We start from the raw sequence: 15,921 nt of genomic DNA, 5'->3' as shown, positions 1-15,921 counted from the left end.
CACCGCTACTGCGCTTGAGGCGTCCCATGAATGTCGACTGGCTCAATTTCACGCCTTGGTCTTCCCTCGCCGGCGGCGCGCTGATCGGTCTGGCCGCGAGTCTGTTCGTGGTCGGCAATGGACGTATTGCCGGCATCAGCGGCCTGATCGGCAGCCTGCTGCAGCGCCACCGTGAAGGCGCCAGCGAGAAGGCGCTGTTCATCCTTGGCCTGTTGGCGGCGCCACTGCTGTGGGGATTGTTCAAGGCGTTACCGCCGGTCGAGTTCCAGAGCGGCTGGTCAGGGCTGATTCTCGCAGGGTTATTCGTAGGGCTTGGCACACGCTACGGCTCAGGTTGTACCAGCGGCCATGGCGTTTGCGGCATATCGCGCCTTTCGCCACGTTCGATGCTCGCCACTGCCTGCTTTATGCTCAGCGGGTTCTGCACCGTATTTGTCCTGCGCCATCTGACGGGAGTCTGAACGTGCTCAAACTCAATGCATTCCTGGCCGGCCTGCTGTTCGGCGTCGGATTACTTCTGGCGGGCATGGCCAATCCGACGAAAGTCCTGGCGTTCCTCGACGTGGCCGGGGCCTGGGATCCCTCGCTGGCATTGGTCATGGTGGGCGCCATTGCCATCGCTATCGGCCCGCTGACCTGGGCACGCCGGCAACGCAAATCCGTACTGGGCAACCCCATGCAACTACCCGCCCGAAAAGAGCTGGACCGACGTCTGGTTGGTGGCAGCCTGCTGTTCGGGGTCGGTTGGGGGATAGCCGGCATCTGCCCCGGCCCGGCAGTGACCATCCTGTTGACGGGCCACTGGCAGGCAATTGTTTTCGTATTGGCGATGCTGGCAGGCATGGGGCTATTTACGCTGCTGGAAACCCGACGCAACCCGTGACCGCAGAACGACCGACATTCAGGCGCATGGCACCCACGGCAGCCATTGTTGGTGGCTGTCAATGTTTTGCAGAAGAGCGCGGATTGGATGATCTCCCCAGCCACGCACTCGTCGAGATCTGCGCCAACGATTTGAACGAGGGCCTGGCGAACCAGTAGCCCTGCATCAGATAAATGCCGCAATCGGCGAGAAAGTCTCTTTCCTCGGCATCTTCTATGCCCTCGGCGATCACTTCCACGCCCAACTCTCTACACATGTTCACTACGTTGCGCACGATGGTCTGGCGTACGCGGTCACGGTGAATATTGCGGATCAGCGCCATATCCAGCTTGATCAGGTCTGGCTGAAAATCCGCCAACAAGTTAAGGCCGGAATAGCCTGCGCCAAAGTCGTCGATGGCCGTCTTGAAACCAAACTCACGATACTCACGCAAGATATTCATCAAGTGTTTGTTGCTTTCAACGTGCTCGCCTTCCACAGCCTCGAAGATCAGCCGCTCCAGCGGAAAGCCGTATGTGCGCGCCGCCTCCAGCGTGCTGCGAATACACATCTCCGGCCGGTAAACGGCATTCGGCAGAAAGTTGATCGACAGGTACTGCGTCATGCCCAAGTCAGCCGCCGTGGAAATCGCCCGCACTCGACACAGTTGATCGAATCGGTAACGGTTCTGATCGTCCACCTGCTCGAGGACAGACAAGGCGCCTTCGCCGTTCACGCCGCGAACCAACGCTTCATGGGCAAACGTCGTTTGATCGCGCAGATCCACAATGGGCTGGAAAGCGAAGGCGAAATCCATCTCTGGCACACCTTTGTTCCTACAGCCCTGGCAGCCACCGGGAGACGCGAATGATTTTGGAAAGTCGGTCATGAACCACCTGATGACGGCGTGCAACCTTCCATGGCGATAAATAAAACAGCTGCTGGCCTTAGTTATCTGCAAACAAGGCAATAACTGTAGCCCTGCGGCGCCTGAATAGTTGAAGGCACCGCGTGCGCCAAGTTGAAAAGATCAGGTGCGGAAATGCGCGGTCATTCGCTGCAGGTCCTGCCCCAGGGACGCCAATTCGATCGTCGCCGCCGCACTTTCTTCGCTGGCGACAGCCGACTGGTCAGCCACATCACGCACACTGACAATGCTGCGGTTGATTTCGTCGGCCACGGCACTTTGCTGCTCGGCGGCGGCCGAGATCTGCAGACTCATCTCCTGGATCGTACCGATGGACTGATTGATCTCGGTAATCGCCAATTCGGCCTTCTGCGCCAGTACCACCGTATCGAGGGTGCGTTCGCGGCTTGAGGTCATCAGCGTCGCGGCCGCTTGCGTGCCTTGTTGCAGGGTAACGATCAGCGCTTCGATTTCCTTGGTCGAGTCCTGCGTGCGCTGCGCCAGCGAGCGCACTTCGTCTGCCACCACAGCAAAACCACGACCCTGCTCACCCGCCCGCGCGGCTTCGATAGCGGCGTTCAACGCGAGCAGATTGGTCTGCTCGGCGACGGCTTTGATCACATCGATGACTTTGCCGATCTGCTCGCTGTCCTGAGTCAGCACATTCATCGCACCGCCCAACTCTTCAATGGCCATGGCAAGTTCGCTGATCTGCACCGTCGCCTGCTTCACCACCGTGCTGCCATGGCGCGCCTGCTGATCGGCGAGGGTCGCGGCAGCTGAGGCATCGGTGGTGTTACGCGCAACTTCCTGCACCGTCGAAGCCATTTCGTGCATCGCCGTGGCGACCTGATCGACCTCGCTCTTTTGCTGACGCACACCCGCGCTGGTCTGCTCGCTCATGGCCGAGAGCTTTTCCGCAGAGGTGGAAATCTGCGTGACGCCATTGCCGATACCTTGCACCAGCGTGTTCAGGTTCTGCGCCATCTCCTGCATCGCATTTTGCAGATCGCCCAACTCATCTTTGCGCGCAGACCTGGCCTGTACCGTCAGGTCGCCTTTGGCAATCCGTCGTGCCAGATCAACCGTCAGCGCTAGCGGCGCAGTGATCTGGCGCGAGATGACCACCGAAGCCAACAGCCCGATCACCAGCGCCAACGCAGTCAATACCGCCATCTGAATAAAAGCCGAATGCTGATCCTCATGTGCAAGGCGCTGCTGGGTGTCCATCAGGCCACTCATGATCTTGTCCATCGCCTTGCTTTCCTGGTCGACCTGCTCGCGCATGTTCTGCTTCTGCTCAAACAGCCCGGCCACTTCCACCAGTACTTCGCGATAACGCCGCATGCCGGCGTGGGCTTCTTCCAGTTGGCTCGACAGCGCCGTCGGCAGGCTGGTGCGCGCCTTGGTGATATCACTCAAGAAGGTATCGATGGTTTCCATCAGCAGTTTTTTGTTCACGTCATTGGGCACCGCGATGTAACGACGCAACATCAGGCGAAACGTGGTCATGCCATTGCGCAAATCGGCCACCGTGCGCAGCTCCCGAACGCGTTCACCATCGGCAGACGCCAAGGCACTGGTCGTGGTGCCTTCAAGCATGCCGGCAAAAGTTTGCGCGTACTTGTCCGACAGCGCCGTCAGCGGTTTCAGCGCATCCGTGGTCGACTGATCGGCAGCGATCAGCCGTTTGACCTTCTGGTCGTAGGCAACAATCGTGGCTTGCAAAGCCTTCAAGGCTTGCTGGTTTTCAGCGCGGGTCAAGGTGTCCAGCGCCTTGCCCACAAGGCCCTGCAACACATTCAACTGCGCGTTATAGGACTCGGCGAACGCTGCGTCAGCGGCGGCTTCGTACTGTTTCTCGGACAGACGCATATTTTGCGTAGCGTCATTCAACGTGCCGATCAGACGCGTGGTACTCAAGCGATCAACCAGCACGCTGTTGCTGTTATAGCCAATGAAGGCAACCGCCAAAACGGCCAGCAGAAGAATGCCGAAGCCGGTTCCCAGCTTGCGGGAAACTTTGATGTCACCGAGGAAATTCGATGCTACTGCCATATTCAGCCTCAAACGTCCTGACGCGAAACGCCAGGCACAAAAAAATTGATCTCCGGTAACCACAGTCACCGTCCAGACATTCGGGGGTCGTCATCCAGGGCGTAGTACGGGACGCTCCAGCGGTCCCGGGAATGCATATGCCTATGCTGTTGAAGCGTCGAAAAGGGACCCGACGCGAGCACCGGTAGACAAACCCAGCACGTCGCAACAGAGCATTTGCACGCTGGATTTATCGTTTCAGCAAAGGTGTCTGGAGGGATGCTATTAATTTTGCGAAAACTTGTACAACTTTATATTTTTGTATAAACGTTGAACTTTTTGAGTGGCGTGATGACGCATTGCCATCATGATTTGTGGCACATCGCTATCGGCGTGAAAAGACGATGAAAATGTCAATGCAGAACCCCGCCCCTCTGCAGCAACGGCGTGCCGCATGCCACAGAGGGACACGGGTTTACGGCTTGATTTCAACCTTATCCAACGCCTGATTCACCGCCAACTCCGCCAACATCACCACCTGCGCAATGCCTAGCGCAGATTTGCGGCGCGAGTTATCCAGCGTCGCGGCAAAGTTGTTGAGCATTTCGGAGGCAGAACCCAGGGTTTCGCAGGCATTGGCCAACAGGGATTCCATGTCGTACTTCGGATTGGCGAGGTACATGCGTTCGGGCGCATCGGTGCTGGCCCTGATTAGGCTGGCGGGAAGGAGATAGTGATCAAGCGCGCGCTCGGCGGCTTCGTGGAGTTTTTTGGAATTGGCGGATTCGTAGGGGGATGCGGGGTCGGTTTCTGGCGGGTTGGGTGTTGGTTTGAACATGGTGTAACTCCTGACGGATTAACGAAAAGGAGCCATCACTCTCGCTACCAAACGAAGGGTGGAGGCCATACGCAGGTTGGTAGACCGGTCGTCAGGAACCCCGGCGCATCCGAAGACGCCCCGCGCATGACCACCATAAAACGAAGACGAGAAACGTCATCGCAAGACAGTAGTCTTGTGCTTCTGACGGAACGGGCTACCAAACCCGACCACTGTTTTCAGTGACCCGGAGACGATAAAACCCGCAGGCTAGACGCACAAGCCGGCGGATTCTGTCTTAGGTGTAGGGGGAGGCGCAAGACAAGGTAGGCTTCGGATAACTTTCACCAGTCAGATTTAAACAAGCGCCTGCGCAATCGTTTAAACGCATACTGAAGGACAGAAAACAGGCAGAAATACACTTCCTCCCATCAGGCCGAGCGCGTCGGAGCCCAGTTCAAACCACAAACAGCGCCTCGCAAGCCTTTGCCTGTTCGCAGACCTGATAAACTCTTGCGCCTTCGCCTTCTTGATCCAGATTCCTCACATGTCCCTACAACCCGTCACACTCTCCCGCCGCTTCTCCGTCGCCCCGATGATGGATCGGACCCATCGTCGGTCCCTGCCCCATTTAATAAAGGCCAAAAGACCGCTTTAAAAACCCCTGTACCAGCATCGTACCAGCCAGGTGCCCTTTCTCGAAGACTCCGCGATTTCTTCCCTTCTCTGTAGCAGTTTTAAAGCAAGCGTTTTCGGCTACGATCTGGGCACTACTGATACTGTCAAAAACGGGGATAGAAATGCTGGTGCAATGAACGCTCTCTTGCCGTTGTTCCGCGAGATCTGATATGAGCTGTCCCACCATTGTGTGGTGCGCTAAAGATGTCTGTTGCACAAGTGTTTAAGCCAATGCAACTCCGCAGCATGTACTAGGCTTTTCAAACCCATCGCTCAAGGACGATTTTCATGTCAGATCACTCAGCCTCCAATATCGCAACGGCAGATGCCTTGACATTGCTACTGCACAACCAGCATGCGTTGGCGGCTGCAATAGAGGAGGTAGCCGTGTGGCTTTCGGCTAATGGCGTGCAGGTAGTTGCAGATAACGCTGTGATGGCTATGGAAACCTTAGACACAAATGCAAAAGCGATTAAAGATGCAATTATGCGTATACGGCAGTCCTAGGAATGCCTAGCAGGCAGCGGTCGTTCTATTCGACCAAAAGCGGTCAGTCGTGGTCGTCAGCTTTCGGCCAATAGCTGCCAGTTGTATCCGGCAGCAACTGACCAGAAGCGGACATCTGCAAGGAACCGTTATCGGACAGATAGCGAACTCAAACTATCAACCAAAATCAACCCCGGACATTACCTTTGAAAGTAAGTAACCAATCCGTTCTCACAGGCCTGGGTACTTTTACTTCGGGAAATTACTCAGCGGGATGGGACTATTTCTGAGCGAAAGACTTATCAAGCGCAGCTCTGATTTCCAATGATAGCCTTTGATAGTTAGCGCCCTTTCTTGCGGCACCTAGCTCCATCAATTGCATCGCGCCAAACTTAACCTCTCTACGCTTTGCAGATAACTGACGAAGTAGCAGCGCGAATAACGACTTACCTCGTAGCACAGAACTGTACTTTTCAAGAATAGACTTTTTAAAAGCATCAGGGTATTGCTCACCCTTCGCTAAGATTATTTCTGAGTCGTAGTAAATATTGTCATCAAGTATCTTTCCCGGATGCGTCCGAAAAGTAGAAGCGCCACCATTGATTTTTCTATATACAGCCAGAGCGTACCAGTTTACAAATTTGCTAAGGGAACCAGTAAAGTGGTCGCGCTCATCTCTATTGAGAAGGATTTCTAATTCTCCGTCCTCATACATATCATTCTCAATGGAATAACCGCGAGTGGTGATTACACCGTCCGGCCTTTGATCACCGTCAAAATGACCATGCACCCATAGATCGTTGTCGACTACAAACACGACTGGTGCAGGGGTTGGTTCGTTCTTAATTTTTTCGTAGAGTTCGAGAACAGCACCTTTGTTTCCTGCTGGAAGCATATCTACACCGTAATCTTGAAGATCTTCCTCTACTTTTCTGTAGAAAATTATATCATTCTTCCCTTCTACTAATACGGTCGGTATATAGCTGCGCTTTAACAGCTCAAATATCTCGTTTACAGTTGGGCGAGGCTTTTCAGAAGACATTCATTCGCCCCTATCGCTGCCCAATTGAACTTCTTTATCAGGATATTTCCCATAAATAAATGGAGAGTGTGTCGCGAAAATGAATTGGTTACCGGAATTTTGAGATTTTAGAATTGGGTAGAGCTGCCTTTGCCAGTCAACGTGCAAACTAAGCTCAGGCTCATCAATCAATATTACACTGTTTTTATGGAAGGCATTATAGCAAATAAAACTGAGCATTTGCTTTTCTCCAGCAGATAGAGTGTCACTAGACACCGCGTCGGCTGCGTCGCCGAAGTTCAACCTCTTCCCAAAACTAATGCCTGAATGCTTGAAAAGCTTTTCAACCAATTTGCGAATTGCATCAAGCGGCTTGAGTGTTTCAGATCGAAACTCTTCAATTTTTTCAATTTCAGCTCTTGTTTCCGATAGCAGGGAGTCAGCGTCTTGTCGTACACTTTGAGTTTTTTCGTATTGGCGTATCTTCTCAATCACACTCTTTGAAATAAGAGCCTGGAAGCTACTGACCTTTTCAGAAAACTCAGCGTAACGGCGCAGGAGAAGACTGGTCACATCTTGAGTAGAAATTGCCGAAATAAAAACATGCTCTTTCTGTGTAAGCTTCCGAGACAGCGAGGATAGAGTTTCATCAATTTCGTTGTCACCTCTGAGCCCTGTTCTAGAGCCAGAGCTTTGACCCGTCGTCATAGAAAAGCCGCCTTCGATTCTCCTGAATGTGGGGAAGAAAATTGAGCTACCAATGGATGCTAATATTGAAGTTGCTTTAGTTGCGGACGACTCAACCCATGGATAATGCTCACTTTCGTCTTCAGCGCTATCATATAAATAATTAACGCCGTTATGCTCAATATTAATAGAATAATTAGAGTTAGACGCCCTAGCAATCCTGCACGTATATTCATCAGTTATTAAAGTGCAAGTGCGAAACTCAATCTCCCTGAGGGCGAGACTGACATTTCCACTCATAATAAACCAAGCAAGCTTTAAAATAGTTGTCTTTCCAGAACCATTGCGCCCGGTCAAGATATTCAGATCACTATTAAATTCATAATTTATATTTTCTTGAGTCCCATAAAGACCCGAGACGTGGATTGATATAAGTTTCAAGACTTTCTCCTTTAAGTCGTTAAATCCGAATGTTAACTAATCTTTGATCGTACTTTCGAAAGGGAATGATGTCTAATTGACATATTCCCCTTAGCCTACACCAAGCCGTGAGCTGTCGCTAGATATCCATGAGATGCATTTTAAGCAAGGCTGTTTTGGGATAGCTGTGACTGTTCACAGCGACAGCCATGAAACGAAAATCGTCATCGAAAGCCTAAATAAATGGATTGAGCCCCCCTGCCTGGCTCCTTTGGAGCGCTTTCAAGCCATTAAATTCTGTATTTACACGAAGATTGCGTTGCATGCTGAGGCCTATTCCGGTATCCAATACGTCCTAAAGATAGCTTAACCAAGCTCTTGCAATCATTCCGGGAATATCCCTATTGGGTGTCTTTATTCGGCCCTTACCCGCCATTCTCAGTTCAAAGCTAGAGGCCAAATCAAGCTTTTCGACTCATCGCACGTGCGATTAAACTCTATTGAATTCGGGCTGGCTCAGCCTTTTTAGTTGCCTTAGCATTTGCAGCCGCCCGCAAAGAAACTTTTGCGAGCTTAGTATGCTCTTTAAGCTTCTTAAGCGAGTAAGGAAGTACCAGTTTAACGGGCGACTTTATAAATTCGACTCCATGAGCTCGTTTGTACGACTCACGAAGCGTGCTACTTATATTCGAACTGCTTATGAGCCTTACTATCAAGCCAGATCGTTCCATTAAAGGTCGAAGTTGGTCGTCTTTCTTTGATACCAGGCAGCAATAAAAAATATATCTAGCTTCACCAAAGGTTATTTGACTGGAAACTATGTCCCAATAAGGCTTTCTTTCTTGATCGGTTGGAAGATCTCGCTCGATTAATTCCAGAATATTTTGAAGCGTACCAAGATAACGAGCTTGTCGAACAATATGCTTTTGAATTTCTACGAACAAATGATACTCGTACACGACTCGACCATGGTCGACCTGTAGAAAGCTACTATGCCGCTTCATTGAGTCTGTAAATCTTTTGCTATAGTAATAAAGTGCGCCAATACCTTCGTGAGTTTTACCTTCAAAATCTACAACTCTCACGTCTTCCAGATTCCTTCTGCAAAGCTCCAGCAAACGATAAAACGAACCCTCGAACCTTTGAATTCTGAAAATCTCTCTCGATTCTGTTAGCTCTTTCCTTTGCAACAATATGGTTAGAATAATCCCTGCAAAAGCCAAACCGGAAAACAGAGAAGTTACCGCACCAAAACTATCACCGAAAGTTCCAGCTTTTGCAATTGAGTATTCAGTTATTGGCCATGTCTTATAGAGAACGAGGGATCCATAGGAGCCGAATATTAAAAGCACGCCTATACCAACTGCGATTGTTATTTTTGTCAGTTTCATTAACACCCCCTCAAGGAGAGCCGAGAGCCGAATTTTTCCAGAACGTCAGCACTTAGCAACCCGCTTCGCAAGCTACATTAGCCCCTCAAGCTCAAATCAATGCGCGAAATGAAAATGCATCAATCTTTCTGAGCACCTCTGAGACGCTTACTTTTTATATATCAAGCACGCTAATCTATGCGTAATATCTTACAACTTATAAGTTTGAATTTTTTCTAGACGCACCCTATTTATAGAAGTCTGGATAAAATATACTGATAGGATTGCCAACGCTTTCAGGATCATCAATAGCCTTCCTTGCTTGATTCGCAATCTCTGCTCGATATGTTTGAAGCTTTGGGATTAAAGAGTATATATCGGTTGTATCAAAGACCAAGGTCCGGGATTGGTTTACATCAAAAGGAAGGCGGTCACTTTTTCTAATGATTTGTACTACCGGCAGCCTAAGTGCATGTCGCAGTGCCACCTCATAAAAGACATTAGGATTTAAATATGAAAGATCTGCAATCGCAAGCTTAGATCTCTTGAGATACTCTAGTACCTGAGTGGTGATCATACCCGGGTCACCAATATGGTCAGCACGAACCACGGTCAGCCCAAGCTCTTCTAATGCGGGTTGGACCAACGACGACATAAACAAATCAGCATGCTTCCGCTCAATACTCTCTTCTGAACCTATAGGCGTGATATAAAAGCAAATTTTAGACCACTCTACAGAGTCCTCCTTTTGGTTTAATCCGCCAGGTACTTGCGGAGAATTTACCATCTTTGAAAAAGAGACGTCAGACGTTTTTTCGGCAACTTCATCAATAACCTGATCTATAGATATTAGCGTCTCTGCGCCTCCAAGCGTTCTAAGTAGATCAAGGCCTTTTACATTAACAATAAAGGTATCTACACACTCATCTAGGTCGGGTACTTCGATGCTCGAATCTCGAAGGAAGTCCTTTATAACTTCACGATCAGGAAGCCGCTTTTCTTTGTAATGATCGTAAAGTAATGAAAATGGTGCTACGCCTGCAACAGCTAACTCGAATGCAGCTTTACGACGTTCGCGCTCTGGGCGCGCTGGGTTTACTACGATCCTACCCTTTTCTGTCAGCTCTAAATGCTCGGCTGAGTAACCGCCCGATGTGATTCCATACTTGTTTGAGTTGGTAATCATCATCTTTGTCGCACCGCTACCCGGCGACTTATTCATATGTTGCATAAGCGTCAGGCGGCGCACTTTCTCACCCGCAGCGTATTGCATGATCGCTTCGCCTAACGACAAGGCATCCTCGAACGACGATGCTGGATAGGGGCGAGTGCGCCTCGTACGTGCTGATTCCGCTGATTCGCCGTCTGCTTTAGCGGCATCATCAATTGAGCTCTCGGTTACCATGTTATGCCTCCCTGCAGGTGGTTGGTAACTTTTAGCACAAGACTGTAGCCGGCAGAAGGCCATAAGAGAGATTAAAGGGTTGCATAGGGCCGATGGTTAATTGTTGGCACAAGAACGCACAGGTTCAGGACTGAGAATGGATCGCTGGAGTGCTTCAATAACCGTCAGCTTCTGGCCGACAGAGGTCGCTTGCCGATGCCCGCTTCTGGCCGGAAGCGGTCGTTCCTGAACGTTCGCTAGCGGCCAGATGGGTAGGCTCATCGCCGTCCGTTTCTCGCCGAAGTCGCTCGGTTACGGTTGGAAGCAATTTCCCAAAAGGAGCCGGTCAATCATAAGATCAGATCATTGTACGGTCTTGAAAACCGTCGACTGTAACAGGTCCATGAGTTCGAATCCCATCGCCTCCGCCATCTTATGTACGACAAAGCCCTGATTATGCAGGGCCTTGTCGTTTCTGGCATTCAGGAAATTGGCTCCTCTGTCTACGGATCGTTTCCGCATCTTTTCGGGCATTTCCGCAACCCTACCCTTCTGACACCGTTAAGTGCTCAACAAAACTAAGCACAGCGCGACGGCAGCATTGAATGCTCAGTAGACCGCTTTCGGCCATAAGCAGCCGTTCAAGACGGCTCGTTTTTCAGGCGGCAGAGGCCCATCTCGTCGCCGCTACCTGGCGCTCACCCTCCACAACTGATCCAGCTTCGTCGTATAACTCTGGTAGGCTCCCTGATCAGCAAAGACTGAGGGGGGCAGGCAGCGCCTTTACGCTTTCCGGCTTCGAGTCTCCTAGCCCAATTGGCTCCCTGGCGCTTGCCGACCGATAATCAGCGTCTTCGATGCCGCTCGTTGTGAGGGCTATGCTTGGCATTACGCCCATTTAAATTGGGGAAATCTCATGATCAACGTACGCACAGCCCGCATGCTTGCCGATTACAAATGCTGGGCCGATCAGCGCCTCTTTGACAGCCTGGCCGCACTGCCTCCTGGCGAAGTCAGCAAAGAGCGAGTGTCGGTGTTCAAAAACGTAATCGGCACTTTGAATCACATTTACGTCGTGGACTGCATTTGGCAGGCTCACCTCGAAGGCCGGGGGCACGGCTTCGAAACTTCACATGATCTGCTGCATCCCGAACTCGCTGATTTGCGCTTGGCACAAAAGGAGATCGATCACTGGTACAGCGACTGGAGCGCCCGGCAGAGCGAGGCATCGCTGGATAGACTCGTCGAGTTCACGTTTGTGTCTGGGGAACGCGGCACCATGAGTGCCGGAGCAATGCTGATGCATGTGGTCAACCACGCCAGCTATCACCGTGGGTGGGTTATCCAGATGTATTTCGACATTCCGGCCATTCCGCCAATGACAGACATGCCGATATTCCTGCGCGAGACCGATCCAAATTTCAATTCGCTCAATACACCGGCAGAGGGGTCGCCATGTGTTGGGCAATTAATGAGCGCAACCAACGCTCTGCCGGATCGTTATCGTTGACCCCGCTCCAGACCATCGACAACTCCGACGGCACGATGTCAAAGGGCGGGTCATCAGCACGCAACTGGCTGCTGCCATCGATCAGCGCGCACGCCGCGTAGTCCGGCACTGCGGCTAGCATTTCCGTGCCCGCTAATAAGGCACGCAGTCCTGAGAACTGGGGTACCGCCAGCATCACTCGCCGCGAGCGGCCGATGCGTGCCAGGTCGGTATCGATGGCACCGGTCAAATCCCCGGAAAACGACACCAGGGCGTGAGGTCGTTCGCAATACTCATCCAAGGTCAGGGGGCCAGGACGATTATCGCCGCGCAGTATCTTGACGCGCAGATCCCGCAGCTTCTTGCGCTTGGCGTTGGCCGGCAACTCGGTGGTGTAACTGACTCCGACGGAAATCTCTCCGGAGGCAAGCATGGTCGACATCAGCAGAAAGTTAACCCGCCGTACCACTACGATAACCTTTTGCGCCTCTTCGCGAAGTTGATTGATCAATGGTGGAAATAGGCCGAATTCGGCATCGTCGGAAAGGCCGATTCGGAATACGTCCCGGCTGGTGGATGGGTCAAAATCCTTAGCTCGGCTGACAGCTCCGGAGATGGTGTCCATGGCTGGTTGCAACTCTTTAAGAATTGCCAGCGCTCGCTGGGTCGGCTCTAAGGTACGACCGTTGCGTACTAGCAAGGGATCGTCGAACAAGTCGCGCAACCGCGCTAAAGCGGCACTGACGGCGGGTTGGCCTAAGAACAGTTTCTCCCCAGCCCGAGTCAAGTTCCTTTCGAACATTAAGGTTTCGAAAATAACCAGAAGATTCATGTCCACGCGACGCAAGTCGTTTCGATTCATTCCTAGGCCCTCGCAGGCAGCATAATTTTCAAGTAAAGCAGCTACGCGGCAGAACACCGTGTTTCTGCTGCAACTAGACTTTGAATACGCCTTATTCAATCTCTTTACATTTGACCGGAAATGGATCGGGTGCGTGTAGCTCAAATTGGCGTGGGGAGTACGTCACGTATTTCCCTTAGCGAAGCATTAGGACTCAGAGAGCTCTCCCCTCCAAGCTATGTCCGATGTGCAAAGCGGCACGCCACTTCTTGTCGCTCTTTAACCTTCGCATCTAATGACAGGCTGAAGTCATCAGCAAAACGAGCTAAGTGCGATTCCCGTGCCCGCGAACCAAAATTTTTTGTTTCAATTTTGCAGCAAAATCCGAGGGGCAGTCTGTGTTAGACCAGTGCTCGCGACTTTATTGATAAAAACGAAATACAGTGGTCCTTTTCCTCGCTTGTCCGCCTTCTCTCCCGAGTGGATCTTTGTACTAATCAACCCATGATCTGCGTTGCGGTGTTCCTAGGCAGGTAGAGCAATTTCGTAACAATTGCTGCCAACAAAATTACAAAAGGTCGGAGGACTTATGCGCCAAGATCAGCTTGATGGTCTTGGTTAAATTCTTAGAGGTAGCAAAGCAGCGCAGCTGCACTTGGGCATCCCACCATTGGGGGGGGCTCCCCCTGCTGTAAGCTAGGTAGAGAGAAACCTCGAACGAAGGCTCGGTGTTGTATTGTTCAAACGTACTATCCGGAGTGTCAGTCTGACGTAAGCAGGTGGTCAGTGTCTCAGTAAGAGTCCAGTGAATGCTTCAACTTTGAAATGTCTGTGCGTAACCAGCGCACTTTGACTCGCTGCCGGCCTGCTTAATTTAATTAGGAGTGATGGCGGGGCGTACAACTGGCCGGCTAATGTGCAATTCAAATCATACTATTCAGCCATGCTGACAACCTGCGCGCTTATTGCCACTCAGCCCCTCGTGTCCATAGGAATGGGTAGAAAGACACGCATTGATCTCCGCCCACTCACTGAATGTCGTTGCGCCAGGATTACCAACGTAGGCCCTCTTAGTAGGCCGCCGTACGATTGCTCACAGCTCATTCCAAGAAGGCGGTATAATCGATGCCCAATGGCTCCCACTGCAGAATATCGGGCGCCTAGTAGTACACCGCTCCCACATCATCACCCAAGCCGCCGCCGTTGATGGAAAAGCATCCACCTGCTTCGTCATCTGCCACCAGCAGCTGCCCTTACGCCCGTCCCTCGCTCCATCCCGCCAGGCCCCGATCAATCAGTATCCCGCCAGTCTCAAATGCTATAGCCCCCAAAGTAGACTTGGTTGTTACCTGTAGCTGTAGAAGAACGCTGGTGTTTTGAGGTGAGGTGGAAGCAAGTCGTAGGGGCGGTCGGCATGCTCCAGCATCTCCCGTATGTAGATCATGGCGGGGTCATTAACTTCAAGCGACTTGGCTGCACCATGTGAAGTTTGAAACCAACTGAGGCGACTCATGATCAATTCCTCTCTGTAGGCGGTATTAAGAGGGGGACATGCGGCCCATGGCTGCCGACCCGGGCGAACAGCTCTCCCGAAAATCAAAAAGCTAGGCTCAGCTTCAGGCATCGCTGCCGACCTTTGTACTTCGGCCGTCTGGGGCACCGGCTTCAGGCAACTGTTTCATGAGTCCTAGTTTCGATTTCCTCATGAAAGAACGTATGCACATCGTCGTACCCTATTTTCTGCGCCGTTTTTAGCGCGTCCGTCCCTTTTGCTGTGCCTTCAACGGTGAAGTAATGCACCTGATTGAGACCGATGGTTTTCAGCACTGCGGATAGGTAGGGACGAAGAAAGTCGGGTTGCCGTGCCCTCTCACCGCTAATGTAGCCGCCGGTGGCTACGGCAACGTAGACGGGGCGATCCAATAACGTTCCAACCTTACCTTTTGATGTGCTGAGGAAAGTTTTTCCGACGCGTACGACGTGGTCAATCCAGGCCTTGAGCGGCGAGGGCACGCTGTAGTTGTGCATGGGAGTAGCGATAAGCAGCACATCGCAGGCATTCAACAGGATGATCATTTGGTCGGAGCGACTCAATGTACCTTTCTGATCCTCGGTAGCTATTTCGCTCGGATGGGCCAAGGCATGGGCATAAGTCGCATCGACTGGCGATAACGTGTTCAGGTCTATATCCGTCAGTTCAATCCCGCGTATGCCAGCGCGTACTGTCAGAGCGTGCAGAATCCGCTCAGACAGTTTCAAGCTTTCAGATGCATTACCGTTGGGACTGGCAATCAGGCGAAGGATTCGCAAAGGAGCGAGGGGCTTCTGAGACGGGTTCATGATATTGCCTCCTGTACGGGTGATGCGGTCATGGGGTATCGAACTGTTTTTGAAAACGCAGCGCGCCGGTATAAAGGCCTTCGCGGAAGTAGAAGCGTTGGGCGCGCGCGTTGGCCAAACCCGTGTCAAGCACAAGGCGAGCACAACCGCTGGCACGAGCCAGTCGTTCCAGAGCTCGCAATAACCGGGAGCCCCACTGGCCGCCGCGCTGGGCTTCATCGGTGATGAGGTCATCGACATACAAGAATGGGCCATAAATCAGATTCTCCTGAAGGCGGTAACCTGCAAGCGCCACGAGAGCCGATGACTCGAAGGCTCCAACCAGGCGATAGCCGCCGGCTCGCATTCGTTCGATACGACTCATAAAATCGGCCTCGCTTGTTAGGTGGGGGCGCAATTGCTGCATTACCGGGAAAGCGATTTTCAAGTCATGGCGGCTGTCTAGAGGACGCAGGGCAGTGTCGGCCAAGTCGAGCACGCTGGGCACGTAGTCTTGAAGATTGAACGTCATGGGAGAGGCCTTAGTGGGTTGTGATGGTCAAATCTTGAACTAACATTGCCTCAATTTATTGAACCAAGAAG

15 protein-coding genes, 1 tRNA gene and 2 pseudogenes are annotated in these 15,921 nt (G+C 51.8%); 5 read left to right on the top strand and 13 right to left on the bottom strand.

Translation table 11 applies throughout. The features are described 5' to 3' along the window. Positions 1–26 precede the first annotated feature (26 nt). Positions 27–461 carry a YeeE/YedE family protein gene (locus ACV8MC_RS16155; protein WP_457262601.1) on the top strand — a complete coding sequence of 145 codons (435 nt, stop codon included), beginning with the start codon at positions 27–29 and terminating at the stop codon, positions 459–461. A 2-nt stretch (positions 462–463) separates the two neighbouring features. Further along, positions 464–883, top strand: a complete 420-nt coding sequence (locus ACV8MC_RS16150; protein ID WP_076563632.1) for a DUF6691 family protein — start codon at positions 464–466, stop codon at positions 881–883. A 58-nt stretch (positions 884–941) separates the two neighbouring features. Here ACV8MC_RS16150 and rimA read toward each other — a convergent pair whose 3' ends face one another. The 4 genes and pseudogenes from rimA to ACV8MC_RS16130 all read right to left on the bottom strand — a co-directional run bounded on the left by rimA (position 942) and on the right by ACV8MC_RS16130 (position 4,644). Next, entirely contained in the window at positions 942–1,751 is an 810-nt protein-coding gene (gene rimA / locus ACV8MC_RS16145) for a S6 modification regulatory phosphodiesterase RimA (protein WP_457262599.1), read from the bottom strand. 141 nt (positions 1,752–1,892) lie between these two features. Continuing rightward, complete coding sequence (locus ACV8MC_RS16140) at positions 1,893–2,597, bottom strand: methyl-accepting chemotaxis protein (RefSeq protein WP_370593522.1); 705 nt, start codon at positions 2,595–2,597, stop codon at positions 1,893–1,895. A 201-nt stretch (positions 2,598–2,798) separates the two neighbouring features. Next, positions 2,799–3,827 (bottom strand): annotated as a pseudogene (locus ACV8MC_RS16135) (methyl-accepting chemotaxis protein); the annotation flags it as partial. 454 nt (positions 3,828–4,281) lie between these two features. Next, positions 4,282–4,644 (bottom strand): DUF6124 family protein, encoded by a 363-nt coding sequence (locus ACV8MC_RS16130; RefSeq protein WP_016775441.1) that lies wholly within the window; start codon positions 4,642–4,644, stop codon positions 4,282–4,284. 945 nt (positions 4,645–5,589) lie between these two features. Between ACV8MC_RS16130 and ACV8MC_RS16125 the strand changes: the two genes are divergently transcribed. Continuing rightward, positions 5,590–5,808 (top strand): hypothetical protein, encoded by a 219-nt coding sequence (locus ACV8MC_RS16125; protein ID WP_457262597.1) that lies wholly within the window; start codon positions 5,590–5,592, stop codon positions 5,806–5,808. Between the two features lie 259 nt (positions 5,809–6,067). On the opposite strand, the gene ACV8MC_RS16120 is transcribed toward ACV8MC_RS16125, so the two are convergent. The 4 genes from ACV8MC_RS16120 to ACV8MC_RS16105 all read right to left on the bottom strand — a co-directional run bounded on the left by ACV8MC_RS16120 (position 6,068) and on the right by ACV8MC_RS16105 (position 10,690). Then, the gene (locus ACV8MC_RS16120; RefSeq protein ID WP_457262595.1) at positions 6,068–6,829 is read right to left on the bottom strand and encodes a DUF4435 domain-containing protein; all 762 of its coding nucleotides are present in this window, start codon (positions 6,827–6,829) and stop codon (positions 6,068–6,070) included. After that, complete coding sequence (locus tag ACV8MC_RS16115; RefSeq protein WP_457262593.1) at positions 6,830–7,936, bottom strand: AAA family ATPase; 1,107 nt, start codon at positions 7,934–7,936, stop codon at positions 6,830–6,832. It abuts the gene before it with no gap. A gap of 476 nt (positions 7,937–8,412) precedes the next feature. Further along, on the bottom strand, positions 8,413–9,306 hold the full coding sequence (locus ACV8MC_RS16110; protein WP_457262591.1) for a hypothetical protein: 894 nt from the start codon (positions 9,304–9,306) through the stop codon (positions 8,413–8,415). Positions 9,307–9,532: 226 nt separating this feature from the next. After that, the gene (locus tag ACV8MC_RS16105) at positions 9,533–10,690 is read right to left on the bottom strand and encodes a hypothetical protein (RefSeq protein ID WP_457262589.1); all 1,158 of its coding nucleotides are present in this window, start codon (positions 10,688–10,690) and stop codon (positions 9,533–9,535) included. A gap of 299 nt (positions 10,691–10,989) precedes the next feature. On the opposite strand from ACV8MC_RS16105, the gene ACV8MC_RS16100 reads away from it, so the two are divergent. Beyond that, positions 10,990–11,100, top strand: a tRNA-OTHER gene (locus tag ACV8MC_RS16100). Positions 11,101–11,585: 485 nt separating this feature from the next. Beyond that, positions 11,586–12,179, top strand: a complete 594-nt coding sequence (locus tag ACV8MC_RS16095) for a DinB family protein (RefSeq protein WP_064361695.1) — start codon at positions 11,586–11,588, stop codon at positions 12,177–12,179. Here ACV8MC_RS16095 and ACV8MC_RS16090 read toward each other — a convergent pair. From ACV8MC_RS16090 to ACV8MC_RS16070, 5 genes and pseudogenes are all read right to left on the bottom strand, one after another. Next, positions 12,100–13,020, bottom strand: a complete 921-nt coding sequence (locus tag ACV8MC_RS16090; RefSeq protein WP_042609825.1) for a LysR substrate-binding domain-containing protein — start codon at positions 13,018–13,020, stop codon at positions 12,100–12,102. The genes ACV8MC_RS16095 and ACV8MC_RS16090 overlap by 80 nt on opposite strands. Before the next feature lie 1,139 nt (positions 13,021–14,159). Next, positions 14,160–14,333 (bottom strand): annotated as a pseudogene (locus ACV8MC_RS16085) (DUF2625 family protein); the annotation flags it as partial. 11 nt (positions 14,334–14,344) lie between these two features. Continuing rightward, the gene (locus ACV8MC_RS16080; RefSeq protein WP_457262587.1) at positions 14,345–14,512 is read right to left on the bottom strand and encodes a hypothetical protein; all 168 of its coding nucleotides are present in this window, start codon (positions 14,510–14,512) and stop codon (positions 14,345–14,347) included. Positions 14,513–14,664: 152 nt separating this feature from the next. Further along, entirely contained in the window at positions 14,665–15,339 is a 675-nt protein-coding gene (locus tag ACV8MC_RS16075) for an FMN-dependent NADH-azoreductase (protein ID WP_042609824.1), read from the bottom strand. Positions 15,340–15,367: 28 nt separating this feature from the next. Further along, a complete protein-coding gene (locus ACV8MC_RS16070; RefSeq protein ID WP_042609823.1) occupies positions 15,368–15,850 on the bottom strand; it encodes a GNAT family N-acetyltransferase in 483 nt (160 codons plus the stop codon). Positions 15,851–15,921 lie beyond the last annotated feature (71 nt).

Source organism: Pseudomonas sp. PK-RTE-24, from assembly GCF_054052265.1.
The sequence above is the reverse complement of the archived record's forward strand: the minus strand, read 5'-3'. Positions and strand labels throughout refer to the sequence as shown.

Coding starts and splice junctions, on each gene's coding strand:
- ACV8MC_RS16155 (WP_457262601.1), top strand. CDS start 27: ATGAATGTCGACTGGCTCAATTTCACGCCTTGGTCTTCCCTCGCCGGC.
- rimA (WP_457262599.1), bottom strand. CDS start 1,751: ATGACCGACTTTCCAAAATCATTCGCGTCTCCCGGTGGCTGCCAGGGC.
- ACV8MC_RS16140 (WP_370593522.1), bottom strand. CDS start 2,597: ATGGCTTCGACGGTGCAGGAAGTTGCGCGTAACACCACCGATGCCTCA.
- ACV8MC_RS16130 (WP_016775441.1), bottom strand. CDS start 4,644: ATGTTCAAACCAACACCCAACCCGCCAGAAACCGACCCCGCATCCCCC.
- ACV8MC_RS16125 (WP_457262597.1), top strand. CDS start 5,590: ATGTCAGATCACTCAGCCTCCAATATCGCAACGGCAGATGCCTTGACA.
- ACV8MC_RS16120 (WP_457262595.1), bottom strand. CDS start 6,829: ATGTCTTCTGAAAAGCCTCGCCCAACTGTAAACGAGATATTTGAGCTG.
- ACV8MC_RS16110 (WP_457262591.1), bottom strand. CDS start 9,306: ATGAAACTGACAAAAATAACAATCGCAGTTGGTATAGGCGTGCTTTTA.
- ACV8MC_RS16105 (WP_457262589.1), bottom strand. CDS start 10,690: ATGGTAACCGAGAGCTCAATTGATGATGCCGCTAAAGCAGACGGCGAA.
- ACV8MC_RS16095 (WP_064361695.1), top strand. CDS start 11,586: ATGATCAACGTACGCACAGCCCGCATGCTTGCCGATTACAAATGCTGG.
- ACV8MC_RS16090 (WP_042609825.1), bottom strand. CDS start 13,020: ATGAATCGAAACGACTTGCGTCGCGTGGACATGAATCTTCTGGTTATT.
- ACV8MC_RS16080 (WP_457262587.1), bottom strand. CDS start 14,512: ATGAGTCGCCTCAGTTGGTTTCAAACTTCACATGGTGCAGCCAAGTCG.
- ACV8MC_RS16075 (WP_042609824.1), bottom strand. CDS start 15,339: ATGAACCCGTCTCAGAAGCCCCTCGCTCCTTTGCGAATCCTTCGCCTG.
- ACV8MC_RS16070 (WP_042609823.1), bottom strand. CDS start 15,850: ATGACGTTCAATCTTCAAGACTACGTGCCCAGCGTGCTCGACTTGGCC.